At 64.7% G+C, this 15,073-nt stretch carries 13 protein-coding genes; 1 reads left to right on the top strand and 12 read right to left on the bottom strand.

The features are described from left to right. Positions 1–7: 7 nt before the first annotated feature. From FPY90_RS18575 to FPY90_RS18545, 7 genes are all read right to left on the bottom strand, one after another. Positions 8–1,129, bottom strand: coding sequence for an alcohol dehydrogenase catalytic domain-containing protein (locus FPY90_RS18575; protein WP_498685616.1), 1,122 nt, complete (start codon positions 1,127–1,129; stop codon positions 8–10). Positions 1,130–1,154: 25 nt separating this feature from the next. Then, positions 1,155–1,460: a putative quinol monooxygenase gene (locus tag FPY90_RS18570; RefSeq protein ID WP_498682693.1), complete on the bottom strand. Its 306-nt coding sequence runs from the start codon at positions 1,458–1,460 to the stop codon at positions 1,155–1,157. Positions 1,461–1,496: 36 nt separating this feature from the next. Further along, the gene (locus tag FPY90_RS18565) at positions 1,497–2,081 is read right to left on the bottom strand and encodes a glycerol-3-phosphate responsive antiterminator (protein ID WP_498682691.1); all 585 of its coding nucleotides are present in this window, start codon (positions 2,079–2,081) and stop codon (positions 1,497–1,499) included. Positions 2,082–2,141: 60 nt separating this feature from the next. Beyond that, positions 2,142–3,665 carry an FAD-binding oxidoreductase gene (locus FPY90_RS18560; protein WP_498682689.1) on the bottom strand — a complete coding sequence of 508 codons (1,524 nt, stop codon included), beginning with the start codon at positions 3,663–3,665 and terminating at the stop codon, positions 2,142–2,144. A gap of 2 nt (positions 3,666–3,667) precedes the next feature. Further along, entirely contained in the window at positions 3,668–5,329 is a 1,662-nt protein-coding gene (locus FPY90_RS18555) for a glycerol-3-phosphate dehydrogenase/oxidase (protein WP_498682688.1), read from the bottom strand. Positions 5,330–5,391: 62 nt separating this feature from the next. Then, positions 5,392–6,897, bottom strand: coding sequence for an FGGY family carbohydrate kinase (locus FPY90_RS18550; RefSeq protein ID WP_498682686.1), 1,506 nt, complete (start codon positions 6,895–6,897; stop codon positions 5,392–5,394). Positions 6,898–6,915: 18 nt separating this feature from the next. Beyond that, positions 6,916–8,325: an MFS transporter gene (locus FPY90_RS18545; RefSeq protein WP_498682684.1), complete on the bottom strand. Its 1,410-nt coding sequence runs from the start codon at positions 8,323–8,325 to the stop codon at positions 6,916–6,918. Between the two features lie 334 nt (positions 8,326–8,659). Between FPY90_RS18545 and FPY90_RS18540 the strand changes: the two genes are divergently transcribed. Then, entirely contained in the window at positions 8,660–9,490 is an 831-nt protein-coding gene (locus FPY90_RS18540) for a hypothetical protein (RefSeq protein WP_498682682.1), read from the top strand. A 310-nt stretch (positions 9,491–9,800) separates the two neighbouring features. Here FPY90_RS18540 and FPY90_RS18535 read toward each other — a convergent pair whose 3' ends face one another. The 5 genes from FPY90_RS18535 to FPY90_RS18515 form a co-directional block, all read right to left on the bottom strand. After that, positions 9,801–10,523, bottom strand: coding sequence for a DedA family protein (locus FPY90_RS18535; protein WP_498682681.1), 723 nt, complete (start codon positions 10,521–10,523; stop codon positions 9,801–9,803). Between the two features lie 224 nt (positions 10,524–10,747). Continuing rightward, a complete protein-coding gene (locus tag FPY90_RS18530; RefSeq protein ID WP_498682679.1) occupies positions 10,748–12,061 on the bottom strand; it encodes a thymidine phosphorylase in 1,314 nt (437 codons plus the stop codon). A gap of 64 nt (positions 12,062–12,125) precedes the next feature. Further along, the gene (locus FPY90_RS18525) at positions 12,126–12,542 is read right to left on the bottom strand and encodes a cytidine deaminase (RefSeq protein ID WP_498682678.1); all 417 of its coding nucleotides are present in this window, start codon (positions 12,540–12,542) and stop codon (positions 12,126–12,128) included. A gap of 14 nt (positions 12,543–12,556) precedes the next feature. Next, positions 12,557–13,840, bottom strand: coding sequence for an ABC transporter permease (locus FPY90_RS18520; RefSeq protein ID WP_498682677.1), 1,284 nt, complete (start codon positions 13,838–13,840; stop codon positions 12,557–12,559). Next, complete coding sequence (locus FPY90_RS18515) at positions 13,837–15,045, bottom strand: ABC transporter permease (protein ID WP_498685615.1); 1,209 nt, start codon at positions 15,043–15,045, stop codon at positions 13,837–13,839. The genes FPY90_RS18520 and FPY90_RS18515 overlap by 4 nt, the downstream gene beginning before the upstream one ends. Between the last annotated feature and the right edge of the window lie 28 nt (positions 15,046–15,073).

Here is a 15,073-nt window from a genome sequence, read left to right as displayed (position 1 = left end):
CGTTCTGCTAGCTTCCGAAGTCAAAGAGCCTGCGCACCACCAATCCGTCGGCCAAGGCGTCCAAACCCTCGTTGAGCTCGTCCGCCGGCTTGGTGTCCGTGTGCAGCAACTCCACGGGAAGCCTTCCTGCCCGCCACATGGCGACATAGGCGGGGATGTCAATGGCGGGGTTGGCATCGCCCATGTAGGAGCCCAGCAGGCGTTTGCCCATTCCGGCGAATTGCAGTGCCTGGACATCGAGCCTTTGGTCCGGGTGCGGCAAGCCCACCGAGACAAGGGCGCCGCCGCGGGTCAGCAACCCCAAACAGTTTTCGATGACGCGGGCGCTGCCCACGGCTTCCACCGCAACATCGACACCGTCTCCGGCATGGGCGGCCACCAGCGCGGCTGCCTCCGCCGGGGATCCTGCCACGTGGGCCCCGCACTTGAGCGCCAGCGCCTGCTTCTCCGCCAACGGGTCGATGGCGATGACCGTGGTACCCGGGATTTGCGCGGCCGCCATCACCGACATCAATCCCACGGCGCCCAAGCCAAAGACGATCACCGATTGCCTCGGCAGTACTTTGGCGGTGTTGAGTACGGCACCGATGCCGGTCAATGCTGCGCAGCCGAACATCGCCGCAACGTCGAAGGGCACGTCGTCCTCGATCACCACCACCGACTCGCGCGCCACCACCGCGTACTGTGAAAATGCGGAGACGCCTAGATGGTGGTTGATGCGGGTGCCGTCGGCGCCGCTGAGCGCCGCCGGGCCGTGGAGCAGGTCGCCGGTTCCGTTGGATTCGGCCGCACGGTGACATAGGGCAGGGCGCCCCGCGGCGCAGGCGCGGCAGTCTCCGCAACTGGGCACGAAAACCAGCACGACTTTAGACCCCATCGGCACGTCGGTCATTCCGGGGCCAACACCGGCAATGGTGCCGCTTGCCTCGTGGCCCAGCACCATCGGCAGCGGTCGCGGCCTGGAGCCGTTGATGACCGACAGATCGGAGTGGCAGAGGCTGGCGCGTTCGATCTTCACCAGGACTTCCCCGGCGCGCGGGGCCGGTATTTCCAAGTGTTCCAGAGTCAGCGGCCTGCTCGTCGCGTAGGGCCGTGCGGCGCCGCTGGCGTGCAGCACGGCGCTATGCATGTGGGTTGCGGTTTCCGCCGGGTTGTTAGGCATCGGTGCTGCCTTCGTACGACTCGATGCGGCGATCGGAAAGTTTGGGAATGATCTGTCCCAGACCGATGCGCTGGAAGTGTTCGTACTCGCGGTGCGCGGCAAACCCTGCCGCATCGCGGTACCGCTCAAGGATCACGATGTGCGCCGGGTCCTCGGCACCTCGGAAGAAGCCATAGGACATGTTTGCCTCTTCTTTTCGGCTCTCGATGGCCAACTGGCCGAGTAACTCCAGCACGTTCTGGACTTCCTCCGGCTTAGGGAAGTAATGTGCGATGACTTGGAAATAGCTTTGTGACATGGCGTGGATTCTCAATTCCTCGTGTCGGTCGGTTGGTTAGGTGCGCCCGGCCAGGTCCCACAATTCCGGGCTGCTAGAAGAAACGCCGATGGCGCCCGCACTCAATAGGGACGCGACATCCGGCGCGGACTTGATGAAGCCCGAGGCAATGAACGGTGAAAGACTACGAAGCTCTCCGGGCTCCAGGTGGGAGATCACGGGCGAAGGCATGATTTGGACAAGGTCTGGTTTGCTTTGATCTACGGCCGAAGCGCTGCGTGGAAGGTTCGAACGGTCAGTGACAAAGACCTTGTGGATTGTCGCCATGCCTGTGGAGTTGGCCCGCTGGATCAATGCCGTCTTGGTGCTCACCACACCTTGTACCCCGATACTCTTGAGGTATTCGACGGCTCCGCGGTCCTGACCGAGTCCGGAGCAGGCATCGACGTTCACGAAAGTGAACTTGCCTGCTCCGGACAGGGCGGCGAGCAGCCCATGCAATTCGTGCAACCCCACATTTGCTAGAATGCACACCTTGCACCCGGATCCTAGGAAGTGCCCCACGGCTTGGGGTCCGAACACGGAAGCGATCACCGGGTTGCGGGTCAGCGCTTCGCTGAGATGTTGGGGCAAGGTGCTCATCTGGGTATTCCTCTGGCTTTTAGCGGGGTCTCGTGTGGGGTCTCGTGCGGGGAGCCTGGGTTAGAGTCCCAGTTTGCCGGGGTTCAGCAGATTCTTAGGATCCAACGCGGTCTTGACCGCCCGCAATACCTGGAACCCGCCGCCGAGCGACTCCTCCATGTACGGGGCTCGCAGCAGCCCGACCCCGTGGTGGTGGCTCAGCGTAGCGCCGTGCCTGATGATGACCTCGTTCGCCGCGTCCCAAGCGGAACGGTACCAGGTAGCGCGTTCCTCGACCGCGATGTCTCCTCGGATCGAGAAGTAGAGGCAGGCGCCATCGACGTAGGCGTGCGACTGGTGTGCCGATCCGGCCAGTGTTCCCGGGATCGCGTTCACCGCGGCGACGACCTCATCGTAGATGGCCGGCAGGTCCTTCCAGCGGCCGACCATTTCCAGGGTGTCCGCTACCAGGCCGGGGCTGCTCTTGAAGCCTTCGGCGCTCTTGCCGGTCAGGTACCGGGTGTCGAGCCAACGCTCGAAGATCGCCTCGTCGTCAAGCTTGATGCCGGTCTCGGCGCAAACACGCTCACTGATTTCCAGTCCCGCTTCGACGGATTCCTTTGCTCCCTCGTCGGCAACCAACAGTACGTTGGTGTCGGGCAGGTTGAACTGGACGCCGCTTTCCAGGTTGTCGTACAGGCGCAGGGCCGCCGGGGTTGCCCCCTGCTGCATGATCTGTCGGCACGCCTCGAGCCCGTCGGCAAAGGTCTCGAACCCATAGGCGATGGCTCGACCGTGGTCCGGCAGCCGATGCAGCTGCAGGCGGATGGTGGTGACAACACCCAGGGTTCCTTCCGAACCGATGAACATCTGAAGCAGGTCCGGGCCCACCGCTGCACGGGAGCTGTTGCCAAGGGTCACCAGATCCCCGTTGGCCAGAACCACGTCCATGCCGAAGACCATGTCTTCGATCTTGCCGTAGCGGGTGGAGAGCTGCCCGGCGCCACGGCAGGCAACCCAGCCGCCAACGGTGCTGATGGCGTAGGAGGAGGGCCAGTGGCCCAAGGTCATGCCGTATTCGGCCTGGATCTTTTCCTCGAAGATGTCGCCGAAAACACCGGCCTCGACCTCGATTATCTGGCTTTGCTCATCGAACCCGAGGAACTTGTCCATGCCGCAGATATCGAGCACGATTCCACCGGCCAGGGGCAGTGCCGCGCCGGTGACGTTGCTGCGTCCGGCGGAGACCGTGACGGGGATGTTGTGGGCATCGGAGATGCGCATGACGGCCTGCACTTGTTCGGTGCTGGAAACCGAGACTATTACGGATTCAGGGGCAACGGGGCGTCCGCTGGTTTCGGCGATCATCGATGCCGCCCACCAATCACGGGTGCCTTCGCGGACCGCGGCGGCATCGGTGGTGACAGAGTCCGCGGCGGCAGCCAGCAGATCCAGCACCGCCTGTGGGACAGCCACGGCCTCGGTGCCGAAGAACGAGTCCCCCGAGATTTCTCCCGCGTTGGCGGCCCAGCCAGGCTGGCTTGGTGCACCCACGGTGTAGTTGCCTCGGTTGTATCCGCGTTTTACTGCCTCTTTGCTGATCATAATTATTTTTCTCCCATCAGGACGGCGCGTTCGTGCGCGGTGTGGTTTCGGTATGCTGCAACTTGCTCTTCGACTGCGAAGGCCGAAAGGTCAAGTTCTTTCATCAAGAGTTCCCCGACGCGTTCGGCCGCGGCTGCCGAGGCATCGCGTGCCATCATGCGGGCGCGGGTCCGGCGTGACAGAATGTCGTCGACACTGCGTGCCATCTCGTGGCGGGCCGCATACACGACCTCCGCTTCAAGGTAGGGCAACCCTTCGACGATCGGCTTGCCGAGGCCCGGGTCATCAGCAAGGATGTCGGTGACGAATCTGGCCTCGGTCCCGTAGCGCTCGCCGAGGTGCGAGGAAAGCCCACCCGAGGCGACGATGGCTTCGGCGTCGTAGCCCGCGGCCCCCAGCAGGTATGCGGATTTCGTGTGGCAGCGGCGTCGTTCCCCGAGCACTTTTTGTGCCTCGTCGACGGTCTGCTCGGCCATGTGGCGCGAGGTGGTGAGCTTGCCGCCCACCACTGTGACCAGCCCGTCGGGATCCGTGCGGATCTCATGGTTGCGCTTGACCTCAGTGGTCTTGCCGCCGGGCGGCGCGACCAGGGGCCGGCAGCCTCCCATGCTGCCCACGACGTCTTCGGGTTCGATATCGATGTTCAACGCCGTGCGCGCACCATCGAGCAGGAAGTCCATTTCCTCGCGGGTGCAATTGACGTCGTCGAGGTTGCCTTCATAGTCCTCGTCTGTGGTTCCCAGGTAGGAGGTGTCGCCCCATCGGGTGATGGTGGCGCGCCTGTTGCGTCCCGGGACCGGGATGGTGACGGTGCAGTCGTTGCGGATCTTGGTCCAGGGGACCGCTATGTGCACGCCCTTGGCCGGACGGATCGAGGGGGCGTCGACGTCCTTGCCCGCACCGGTCCAATCGCGCAGCCAAACACCGGTGGAGATGATGACTGACCGGGCCGAAGCACGCACCTCGTGACCGTCGATCTCCGCGACGACCCCATTGACCTTGCCGTTCTGCCGGGTCACGTCGGTGACCTTGGCTCCGTTGAGCAGCACCGCGCCGTGGAAGGCCGCGGTGCGGGCCAGCGTGAGCGTCAGTCGGGCGTCGTCGGCGCGGGCGTCGTAGTACATGAAACCGCCGTCGAGGTTTTCGGCCTTGAAGGTGGGACAGTGCGAAAGCACCTCGTTTTTGGTCAATTTTTGGTGCAGCACGCCCTCGCGCCAGCCCCCGGCCAGATCGTAGGTCCACAACAGCGATTCGAATCCGGCGGCCAGCCGGCGGTCGAAGACCCCGTTGGTGGAGAGAACTGGGAAAAGGAAGGGCAGCCGCTGCACCAAGTGTTGTGCGTTTTTGCGCAAACGCTGACGTTCAAGCAGGGAATGGCGTACGAGCGGCAGGTTGCCCTGCTCGATGTAGCGCAGTCCGCCATGGATCATCTTGGAGGATTTTGACGAGGTCCCGGAGGCGAAATCGTCCTTTTCCAGCAGTGCTACCTTGTAGCCGCGCAATGCGGCATCCATAGCCGTGTAAGCGCCGGTAACGCCGCCGCCGACGACGATCATGTCGAATCGTTCGCTTCCCAGCCGTTCGATCTGCTCATCGCGTCCCAGGGATAGTGGTGTGTCGGAAACCATCTTGGCCCGGTTGGCCTTGGGTTTGCGGGATGGCATGGAAATCATGTTGTTGTCTCTCTTAGCAATCAGAAATCTTGGTGGGTGCCGTCGGTACGCCTTCAGGCGTCGACCAGTTCCAGTTCGGCGCCAATGCGCGCCTTCCAGCTCTCGCGCAGGTCCCTGCGTTGGTCATCGCTGATTTGGGGTTGGAATACTCTTCCGCCGCCGAGGGCTGCGACGGCTTCCGGCAAGGAATCCCAGAGCACGCCGTTTGAACCAGCCAGGAAGGCGGCCCCGCGCAGCGTCGCGAATTCGGTGCCCGGCAGCCGAAGCATCGGGATGCCGGTGAGATCCGCCTGCATTTGGATCAGCGGATCGCTGCCCGAAAGGCCCCCGCCGACGACGATCTCGGTGACGCCGATGCCGGCGACCCTGGCGTTGGCCTCGACGCTAGTTGCCACCGATTGGGCGATCCCCTCAAGCACGGCGTATGCAACCTCCGCGCGGGTGGTGGCCATGGACAGTCCGGTCAGTGACGAACGCAACCCCGGTTCAACGACGGGGGTGCGGATGCCCGTGAGGCTGGGAACGAACGTCACGCCGTTGGAGCCCTGGACAGTACCGGCCAACTCACTGATTTTCCTGGAGTTTTCGAACCAGCCCAGGGCGTTGCAGACCCAGTCGAGTGCCGAACCCGTGGTCGGGGTGAAGGTTTCCACCGCGTAGACAGTCTGGTTGCTGCTGCGCCAGCCCGTCATGGTCAGCGTGCCGTCGTACAGGCCGGGGTTTTGTGGAGGGGTGGGCCCGGTCAGCAGGTCAACGAAGCTGCCGGTGCCGTGACCGCACATGGCCTGGCCCGAGCTGATGCATCCCAGTCCGATGGTGCTGGCATGCTGGTCACCAAGCGCAGCCAACACGGGAATCCGCACCCCGAGCAATTCCGGATCGGTGTGACCGAGCAGTTCGGCATCCTGCTTCAGCTCGGGCAACAGTTCTTCGGGGAAACCCAACGCGCGAATCCAGTCGAGCTCGTATTCGTGTTTGGAGAACACATAAGCCCCGGCCGAGGTGGCGTTAGTGGGTGTGGCCACGTAGGACCGTTCCGCGGTGAGGTTCCAGAGCAGCCAGGTTTCAATGGTTCCGAATCCAAGCCGGCCCTCGCGGTGGGCATCGGCCACTTCGGGTGACTCGCGGAGTTGGTGGGCGGCCCACAGGTACGGGGAGCGTACGCCCGTGGGCCGTCCCACCGAGGCCAGCAACCGGTCATTCCAGTCGTGCCCCAGCTCCGCGAGTTCATCCGCGTAGCGGTTGTCCTGCCACACCATGGCCGGCACGAGTGCCTGGCCGCTCACCGTGTCCCAGAGGACCGTGGTGGCCCTTTGGGTGGCGATGGCCATTGCCACCAGTTCAACACCGGCTGATTCAGCCCGGGCGACGACGGCGCGGACGACCTCGACGGTCTTGCGCAGGATATCGTTGGCGTCCTGCGTAACGACACCGCTGCGCGGACTGTCGACCGCAAGCGCTCGGTATTCAATAGCGTGCACCGCACCTGCGGCGTCGACCCATGCTGCGCGGGTTCCGGTGGTTCCTTCATCAATAGCCAGGATGGCAGGAGTCTTCATGCGTTTTGGCCTTTTCGCTTATTTGACCAGCGCGTTGTGGTGCGCCAGATCGCTCTTGAACTGAGGTGCGTTGGTCTCTTCATCCGGGCTCAAGGCAGCACGAGTCGGGTCCCATTTGATGACCAGGCAAATAATGCAGGCGATCAGCGGAACGCTGGAAAGGATCAGGAAGGTCGGACCCAGCCCCAGATCTTCCTTCAGGATGGGGAAGACCAGCAGGCCCAGTGCCGCACCGGTGCTGCCGATGGCACCGATGATGCCGTTGGCGCCTGCGCGCAATTCGCTGCGGAAGGACAACGTTGAAAGGCTCTTGCCGTTGGCTCCCGGTCCGCCGGAGTGGAAGAGGATGAACAGTGACGGCACCAGGAACGCCAGCGCGATCGGCATGGTCTCGTAGGACAGGCCCATGATGACCAGCATGATGAACACGGCACCGAAGCCGATGGCGGATGCCTTGCGCAGACCAAAGTACTTGCCGATCTTCGGGGACATGAAACCGCCGACGACGCCGAAGAGGTTGAACACCAGGGCACCAATCGTGGCGACGACAAAATCCTGTCCAAAGAGGGTCAGGCTGATGATAGGCAGGTACCAACCCACGGCAAAGTACTGGATCGACTGTGCCATTTGCACAGTACCTGCCAGGATCGTGCGGGGCAGGTAGATTCCCCTGAAGATCAGGGCCACATTGGCGAAACCCTTGGTGGCCTGGTTCAGGATCGGTGCGCGGTCCTCGGTCGATGCTGCGACAAACGGTTCCTTGTAGATCTTCGTCATGGACAGTGCTGCCCGTTCCAGCTGCCCCTTGCGTGCCGCCCAGGTCGGGCTTTCAACGAGGTAGCGGAGCTGGACGACGAACAGGGCCAAGGCGACGATACCCGCGGTTCCGACGGAATAGCGCCAGATCGCGGGTCCAACATCCATGTTGTAGAACATGATGGCCAGGATCAGGTTGGAGCTAACGGCGGTGTACCAGACACCCTGCCAGGTGTTGAGGCGGCTCTTGAACCGGGCCGGGGTGAATTCGGCCAACAATGCCATCGCAATGGCGAAGTCGATGCCGTAGGCGGCTCCAACGAAGAAGCGGCCGATCAGGACCATTTCGAAACCCGGTGCGAATGCGGCCAGGCCGGCACCGATCAGCGCTAGGAGCTTGGCAATTACCAACGGTGGGATTCGACCGTATTTATCGGCGAGCCAGCCACCGATCGGGTTGAATACGATGGCGACCCAAGAGGCCAGTGAGGTGAGTAGCGCCACCTGCATGGCGCTGAGCTCGAGGTCCTTAGTCATCGGACCCAACCCGGCGCTCAAGGCGGAGTTGGAGAAGGCGTCCAAGAACAAACCACTAAGCGCGAGCCACCAGATCAGGCCGGCACGGCCTGCAATCCTGGGGCGCGCGTCGATGTAGGACACAACGTCATGCACACCGCGTAGAACTATATTTGACAACGGCCTAACCTTTTCTCTCGTGAAACGTCGCCGTTGGAGAAGACTTAGTTCCACGAAAAAAGGGCAGAATAAAACCTCCAACAGGAGGTCTCATATTCTTGCCCTGACACATGAGACTGTAATCACTATCAAGCCGCATGGCAAACTATGTTAACCCGTTAGTACATGTCCGTTTATCTCAGGCATGGCCCGTTTGAATGGGGATTTCCGGAATTCCCGCATTCGATTCTGTAGCTCTAGCTCGGCATCTTCATGAGAAAGCCCGTCAATAAGCGTATTCAACGAGGAAAAGCTGAGCTGGGCTGGGAAAATGGAGTTACCACACAACATTTCACACCAGATCAGGGCTCATCCTCTCGAGGCTAAATACACGTGTTTCCCCGCCGTTCCCGCAGCCCCGACCGGCCAGTCGCAGATCTCCGCCACCGGGCCGGACACCGTGGCCTCCTTCCTCGACGGGACCGGATTCGGTAGCCTGGCCGACGAACACTTCTCCCGGTTCGTCCCCAAACAGGCCGCCCAACACCCCGGATGGATCCTCGGATGCCTGAACACCATGCTCGCTGGCGGTGGGGAACGCGTCTCGGACCTGGACGTACTGCGCAACAGCCCGGAGCTGTTCGACCCGGCACCCTCGAACGCGACGGTCTCCCGTTTTGTGGAGCGCGCCGCCGAGCAATCTACGGCCTTCGAGGACGGATTCACCGCGCTCATGTGCCAGATGCGGTCACGCATCTGGCAGTCCGCCGGGAAACGGAACCCCGCAGCCCGGGCCACCTCGCTGGACCTGCTGATCATCGACATCGAGGCCACGCTCGTGACGACGCACTCCGAGAGGGAACTTTCTGCCGGAACTTTCAAGGGGATACAGCCTCGCGCCCATGGCGGTGAGCATCGACTACGGGCTGGGCGACGGGACCGGGAAACCCTCGCCACCCTGATGGGCGGCGGTAATCGGACCCCGAACTCCGCAGCCGACCACGTCCGCGCCCTGGGCTCGGCACTGGCGCAGCTGTCAGGGGACTTCCAAGACGTGGACGGGAACCTAGTCGAGGAGAAGACCCTGGTCCGTGCCTACAGCGCAGGGTCCTCCCGACGATTCCTGAACCACCTGCAGGCCAAGGGCAAGCAGTTCTCTTGATTCCTACGCCCTGCCGGTAATTAACGAGCGGGACAGGTACGAACGCCGCAACGCATAGGTCCCCTGCCGCGCAGCCCCTTCAAGACGAAAGAACAAGCCGTTTTCGGCCAAATAGAATCCGACGCCCCGACCGGCGACACGGCCATCTCATCGTGTCCGAAAGACGCAAGAGCCTCCGATTCCGGGAAAACCACGGAAGCAATGGCCCTCCGGCAGCTTATGAAAAACCCAGCCTAGCGGGGCCCGGCGGCTTCCAACAGTGGATCGGGGTGGTGTTGGGCCGAATGTTCACCCAACGCCCACCGGGTGTTCAGTTGCCGTCGGGGGCCATCGCATCGGGTTCGGGGTCCTGCCCGGGCACCCGCACGGTTCGCTGGGCTTCCACGCCGCGGCGGTCCCCGGCGGCGTCCGGGTTTTCGTGTTGTGTGCCGCGGCGGCCCAGACGGACCAGGATCGCGTGCGAAAGCTTGTCGATCAGGTAGCCCATGACGATGGCCAGGGCCACGGAAAGGCCGATGCCCAGCAGCTGGTTGTCGTGGAACCAGGCCCCGGCCACCACGCCGATGGCCACCGAATAGCTGGCCCAGGTCAGGCAGCCGGCAACGTCCAGCAGGGTGAAGCGCCGGTGCGAGAAGCCGGTGGCGCCGGAGCTCAGGTTCACCACGACCCGGCCGATGGGGACGTAGCGGGCGGTGAAGATCAGCATGGCCCCGCGCACGTTCAGTTCGCGCCTGGCAAAGGCAAAGAGCTTCTGGGTGCGCGGCCTGCGCATCCAGCCGAAGCGTTCGGTGCCGATGCGCCGTCCGAGCAGGTAGGCCATCTGGTCCCCGGTGATCGCCCCGACCGCGCCGGCCAGGATCAGCAGGTAGACGTTGGGTATCCCGGTGCCGGCCGCCACGACGCCCAGTGCCACCAACAGCGTCTCGGACGGAAGGATGGGCAGGAAACCGTCGATGAAGCAAAAGAGGCAAACGACCGGCAGAATCCACCACGCGTTGGCCGCGTGCACGATGGCTTCATTGATCAGATCCACTAAGAAACCGGCTTTCGATTATTTGGTGCGGGCCACCCCAATTACCCCAAGGTGATACGTGTCTTGATTCCAAGCTCCGCGTGGTTCCCATTCTCCCGCATGTTGCGTGCCGTGCGCATCATTCCGCGGGCTGATTCGCGCTGCGTTGCACCTGGTCCTTTCGGACCGGGTGCAGCGCGGGTCCACGGATGGTGCCGCGGCGGGGTCCCGAAGAGGCCGTGGGGTCAGGAAGCGGTGATCCGCTCGTGGATCAGCACCATGTCCGGGCGGCTTCCGGCCGGGGCGATGGTGGCTGCCTGCTCGAGGATTTCCCGGGCCCGGTCGAAGCGTTCGGGGGTGTCGGTGAGCATGGTGGCCAGCGGGGCCCCGCGGCGCACCAGGTCCCCGGGCTTGGCGTGCAGGCGCACGCCGGCACCGGCCTGGACCGGGTCCTGGCGGCGGGCGCGTCCGGCACCCAGGCGCCAGGCGGCAACCCCCACGTCCATGGCATCCAGGGAGGTGAGCACCCCGTCGGCCTGCGCGTAGATGGTCTCCGATTCCTTGGCCACCGGCAGCGGGGCGTCGTTGTCCCCGCCCTGGGCGGCGATCATGGCCCGCCACTTGTCCATGGCCCGGCCGTCCTTCAGTGCGGCGGCAACATCCACGTCCCTGACCCCGGCGCCGGCGAGCATCTCGGTGGCCAGCGCGATGGTCAGCTCCACGACGTCGGCAGGTCCCCCGCCAGCAAGCACCTCGATGGATTCGGCCACCTCGATGGCGTTGCCGGCGGTGAAGCCCAGCGGGGTGTCCATGTTGGTCAGCAGCGCCACGGTGTGCACCGACGCGTCGGTGCCCAGGTTCACCATGGTGCGGGCGAGCTCGCGGGCGTCCTCCAGGGTCTTCATGAACGCCCCGGAGCCGACCTTCACGTCCAGGACCAGTGCGCCGGTGCCCTCGGCGATCTTCTTGCTCATGATCGAGGAGGCGATCAGCGGGATGGCCTCAACCGTGCCGGTGACATCGCGCAGCGCATAGAGCTTCTTGTCCGCCGGGGCCAGGGAGGCGCCGGCGGCGCAGATGACCGCGCCGACCTCGGAGAGCTGGCGCATCATCTGCGCATTGGTCAGATCGGCGCGCCAGCCGGCGATGGCCTCGAGCTTGTCCAGGGTGCCCCCGGTGTGCCCCAGCCCGCGGCCCGAGAGCTGCGGGACGGCCACGCCGAAGACGGCGACCAGCGGGGCCAGCGGCAAGGTGATCTTGTCCCCCACCCCGCCGGTGGAGTGCTTGTCGGTGGTGCGCATGGGCGTGCCGTCCGCGTTGCGCAGCGTGGAGAAGTCCATGCGCTCCCCCGAGTTGATCATGGCGGTGGTCCAGCGGGAGATCTCCGCACGGTCCATGCCGTTGAGCAGGATCGCCATGTTCAGCGCCGCCATCTGCTCCTCGGCAATCACCCCGCGGGTGTAGGCGTCGATGGTCCAGTCGATCTGCTCGCCGGACAGGGTGCCGCGGTCGCGCTTGGTGCGGATGATGTCAACGGCGTCAAAGTTCTCGGTGCTCATGAATGCTCCCTTGTCGGAAAACCTTGCCCCGCCCACCTCCAGGGGGGTGGGCGGGGCAAGTGGTTTAGAGGTTGTGCGGCCCGAACGCGTCGGGCAGCACCTGTTCCATGGTCTGGATCCCGTGCGGCGTCATCAGCACCATGTCGGAGCCGCTGTGCTCGGAGAGCAGCTGCCGGCAGCGCCCGCAGGGCATCAGCGCGGCCCCGGAGGAATCCACGCAGTAGAAGGCGTGCAGTTTCCCGCCGCCGGTGGCAAAGAGCTCGCCGACCATGTTGCATTCGGCGCACAACGTCACCCCGTAGGCGGCGTTCTCCACGTTGCAGCCCGAGACGATCCGTCCGTCCTCGGTCAGCGCCGCGGCGCCGACCTTGAACTTCGAGTACGGCGCGTAGGCCCGTTCCATGGCCGCGACCGCGGCCATGCGCAGGGTTTCCCACTCGGGCTCTCCCACCACCGGCAGGGCGCCGGAGGATTCATTCATGGCTGTTTCCTTCCCTAGCCCTTGACGTACGGTTCGCCGTCGGCGGCGGGCGCCCGGGACTTGCCAACCAACCCGGCCACGGCAAAGACCGTGACGACGTAGGGCAGCATGGCCATGAACTGGCTGGGCACCGGGGTGCCGATGATGGTGAGGATCGACTGCAGGTTGTCGGCGAAGCCGAAGAGCAGTGCGGCGAAGAAGGCACCGATCGGGTTCCAGCGTCCGAAGATCACCGCGGCCAGGGCGATGAATCCGCGGCCGCCGGAGATTTCCTTGGTGAAGGAGTCGATGGCGACCAGGGTGAAGAAGGATCCGCCGATGCCGGCGATGGCCCCGCCGAGGACCACGTTGACGAAGCGGGTGGTGTTGACCTTGATGCCCAGGGTGTCGGCGGCCTTGGGGTGCTCGCCCACGGCGCGCACGCGCAGGCCCCAGCGGGTCTTGAACAGCCCGATCCACACCGCGGCAACCGCGATATACATCAGGTAGCCCACGATGGACTGGCGGAACAGGATCGGGCCGATGATCGGGATGGCCGAGAGCCCCGGGATGTCGATGACCGGCAGGCGGCCCGGGGAGTTGTAGAGCTCCGGGTCTTCCTGCATCACGGTGGTGAAGAGGAATCCGGTGATGCCCGAGACCAGCACGTTGAGCACCACGCCGACGATGATCTGGTTGACCAGGTACTTGATGGAGAAGATCGCCAGCACCACCGAGACCAGGGCACCGGCCACGGCGGCGGCCAGCAGTCCCAGCATCGGGCTGCCGGTGACCGAGGCGATGATCGCGGCGCTGAACGCGCCGCCGAGCAGCTGCCCCTCGATGGCGATGTTGACCACGCCGGCGCGCTCGCACAGCACCCCGGACAGGGAACCGAAGACCAGCGGGACGGCCAGGGTGACCGAGCCGGCGATCAGGCCGGCCAGGGAGATCTGCGGGGTGCGGGCCCCTGAGACGACCCAGACCAGGAACGCGAAGATGAACAGCGCGGCAAAGACCATGGGCACCCATCCCGGGGTCGGGCGGTGCTCGCGGGCCAGGAAGATCGAGTACCCGGCCAGCACGCACATCCCCAGGCCCAGCACGATTCCGGTGGCGATGCCCGGGACCACCAGGTCCGGCAGGGTGAAGACGTCGCCGCCGGTGGAGATGCCGAAGGTCGCGGTCTGCTCGGATCCGGCGAAGCCGAAGAACACCAGTGAAAGCAGGCCGATGACCGAAAGCATGATCGGGGTCTTCCAGCTCACCGGGGCGAGCGGCCGGAGCTTGGCGGGCAGGGTTGGGGCCGGCGCGCTCATGCGCCACCTCCTTGGCTGGCAGGTGCAGCGGGCGCGGGTGCCGCGTGCTTGGGCGTCTTCGGGGGCTTGTTCTTCGACTTGCGGTTCAGCCCGAACATGGCGCGCACCAAGGGAGGCGCGGCAATGAACAGCACGATCAGCGACTGGACGACCAGCACGATGTCGATGGGGGTCCCGGTGGAGATCTGCATGGTCACCGCGCCGGCGCGGAAGGCGCCAAAGAGCAGGCCGGCAAAGAAGGTGCCCCACGGGGTGGAGCGGCCCAGCAGGGCCACGGTGATCGCGTCGAAGCCCAGCGAGGCGGCGATGCCCGCGGTGAGCACCTGTTCGGTGCCCGCCACCTGGGCAACGCCCGCGGCCCCGGCCAGCGCACCGGCGATGGCCATGACCAGGATCGTGGAGCGGGCCACGTTCACCCCCGCGGTGCGTGCGGCTGCCGGGTTGGCGCCCACGGCGCGGAACTCGAAGCCGATGGTGGAGCGGTTCAGGATCCAGGCCACCAGGATGGTCAAGCCGATCGCCATCACGAAGCCCAGGTGCAGGCGGGAGCCCGGCAACGCCGGGAAGACGGCACTGGGATCCAGGATCGGGGAGATCGGGTTGGTCTCCCCCGGGCGCTGGAACGCCTTGGTGTTCAGCAGGAAGTCAAGGAAATACAGGGCCACGTAGTTGAACATGATCGTGAGGATCACTTCGTGGGCGCCGGTGCGGGCCTTGAGCAGGCCGACCAGGCCGCCCCAGACGGCGCCGCCGAGCACACCCATGAAGATGACGACCAGCAGGTGGATGCCGAAGGGCAGGTGCCAGGCGAATCCGGCGTAGGCGGCCATGATGGAGCCGATGATGATCTGCCCCTGGGCACCGATGTTGAACAGCCCGGCGCGGAAGGCCAGGGCGACGCCCAGGCCGGCGCAGATCAGCGGGGTGGAGACCGTCAGGGTCTCCAGGAAGGGTGCGAAGCCCTGCCGGGAGTTGTAGATCGAGCCTTGGAAGAGCGAGACGTAGGAGTCGGTCCCGGCCGCCCACAGCGCGGAGAAGAAGTCCGAGGGGCGGGAGAAGAGGTAGCCGGCGGTCGTGGCGACCTTGGCGTCGGTGGCGGCGATCAGCAGTCCGCCGAGCACCAGGGCGACGAACACGGCCAGCACCGAGACGAGACCGGGGCCCTGGGTGATCCTCACCCAGATGCCGTGCTGCTGCTCGTTGATGGTGTTGGCGTGGGTCGGCGGCGGTGCG

Origin of the sequence: Arthrobacter sp. C2 (assembly GCA_024207135.1) — a bacterium.
Lineage (GTDB): Bacteria > Actinomycetota > Actinomycetes > Actinomycetales > Micrococcaceae > Paeniglutamicibacter.
The sequence above is the reverse complement of the archived record's forward strand: the minus strand, read 5'-3'. Positions and strand labels throughout refer to the sequence as shown.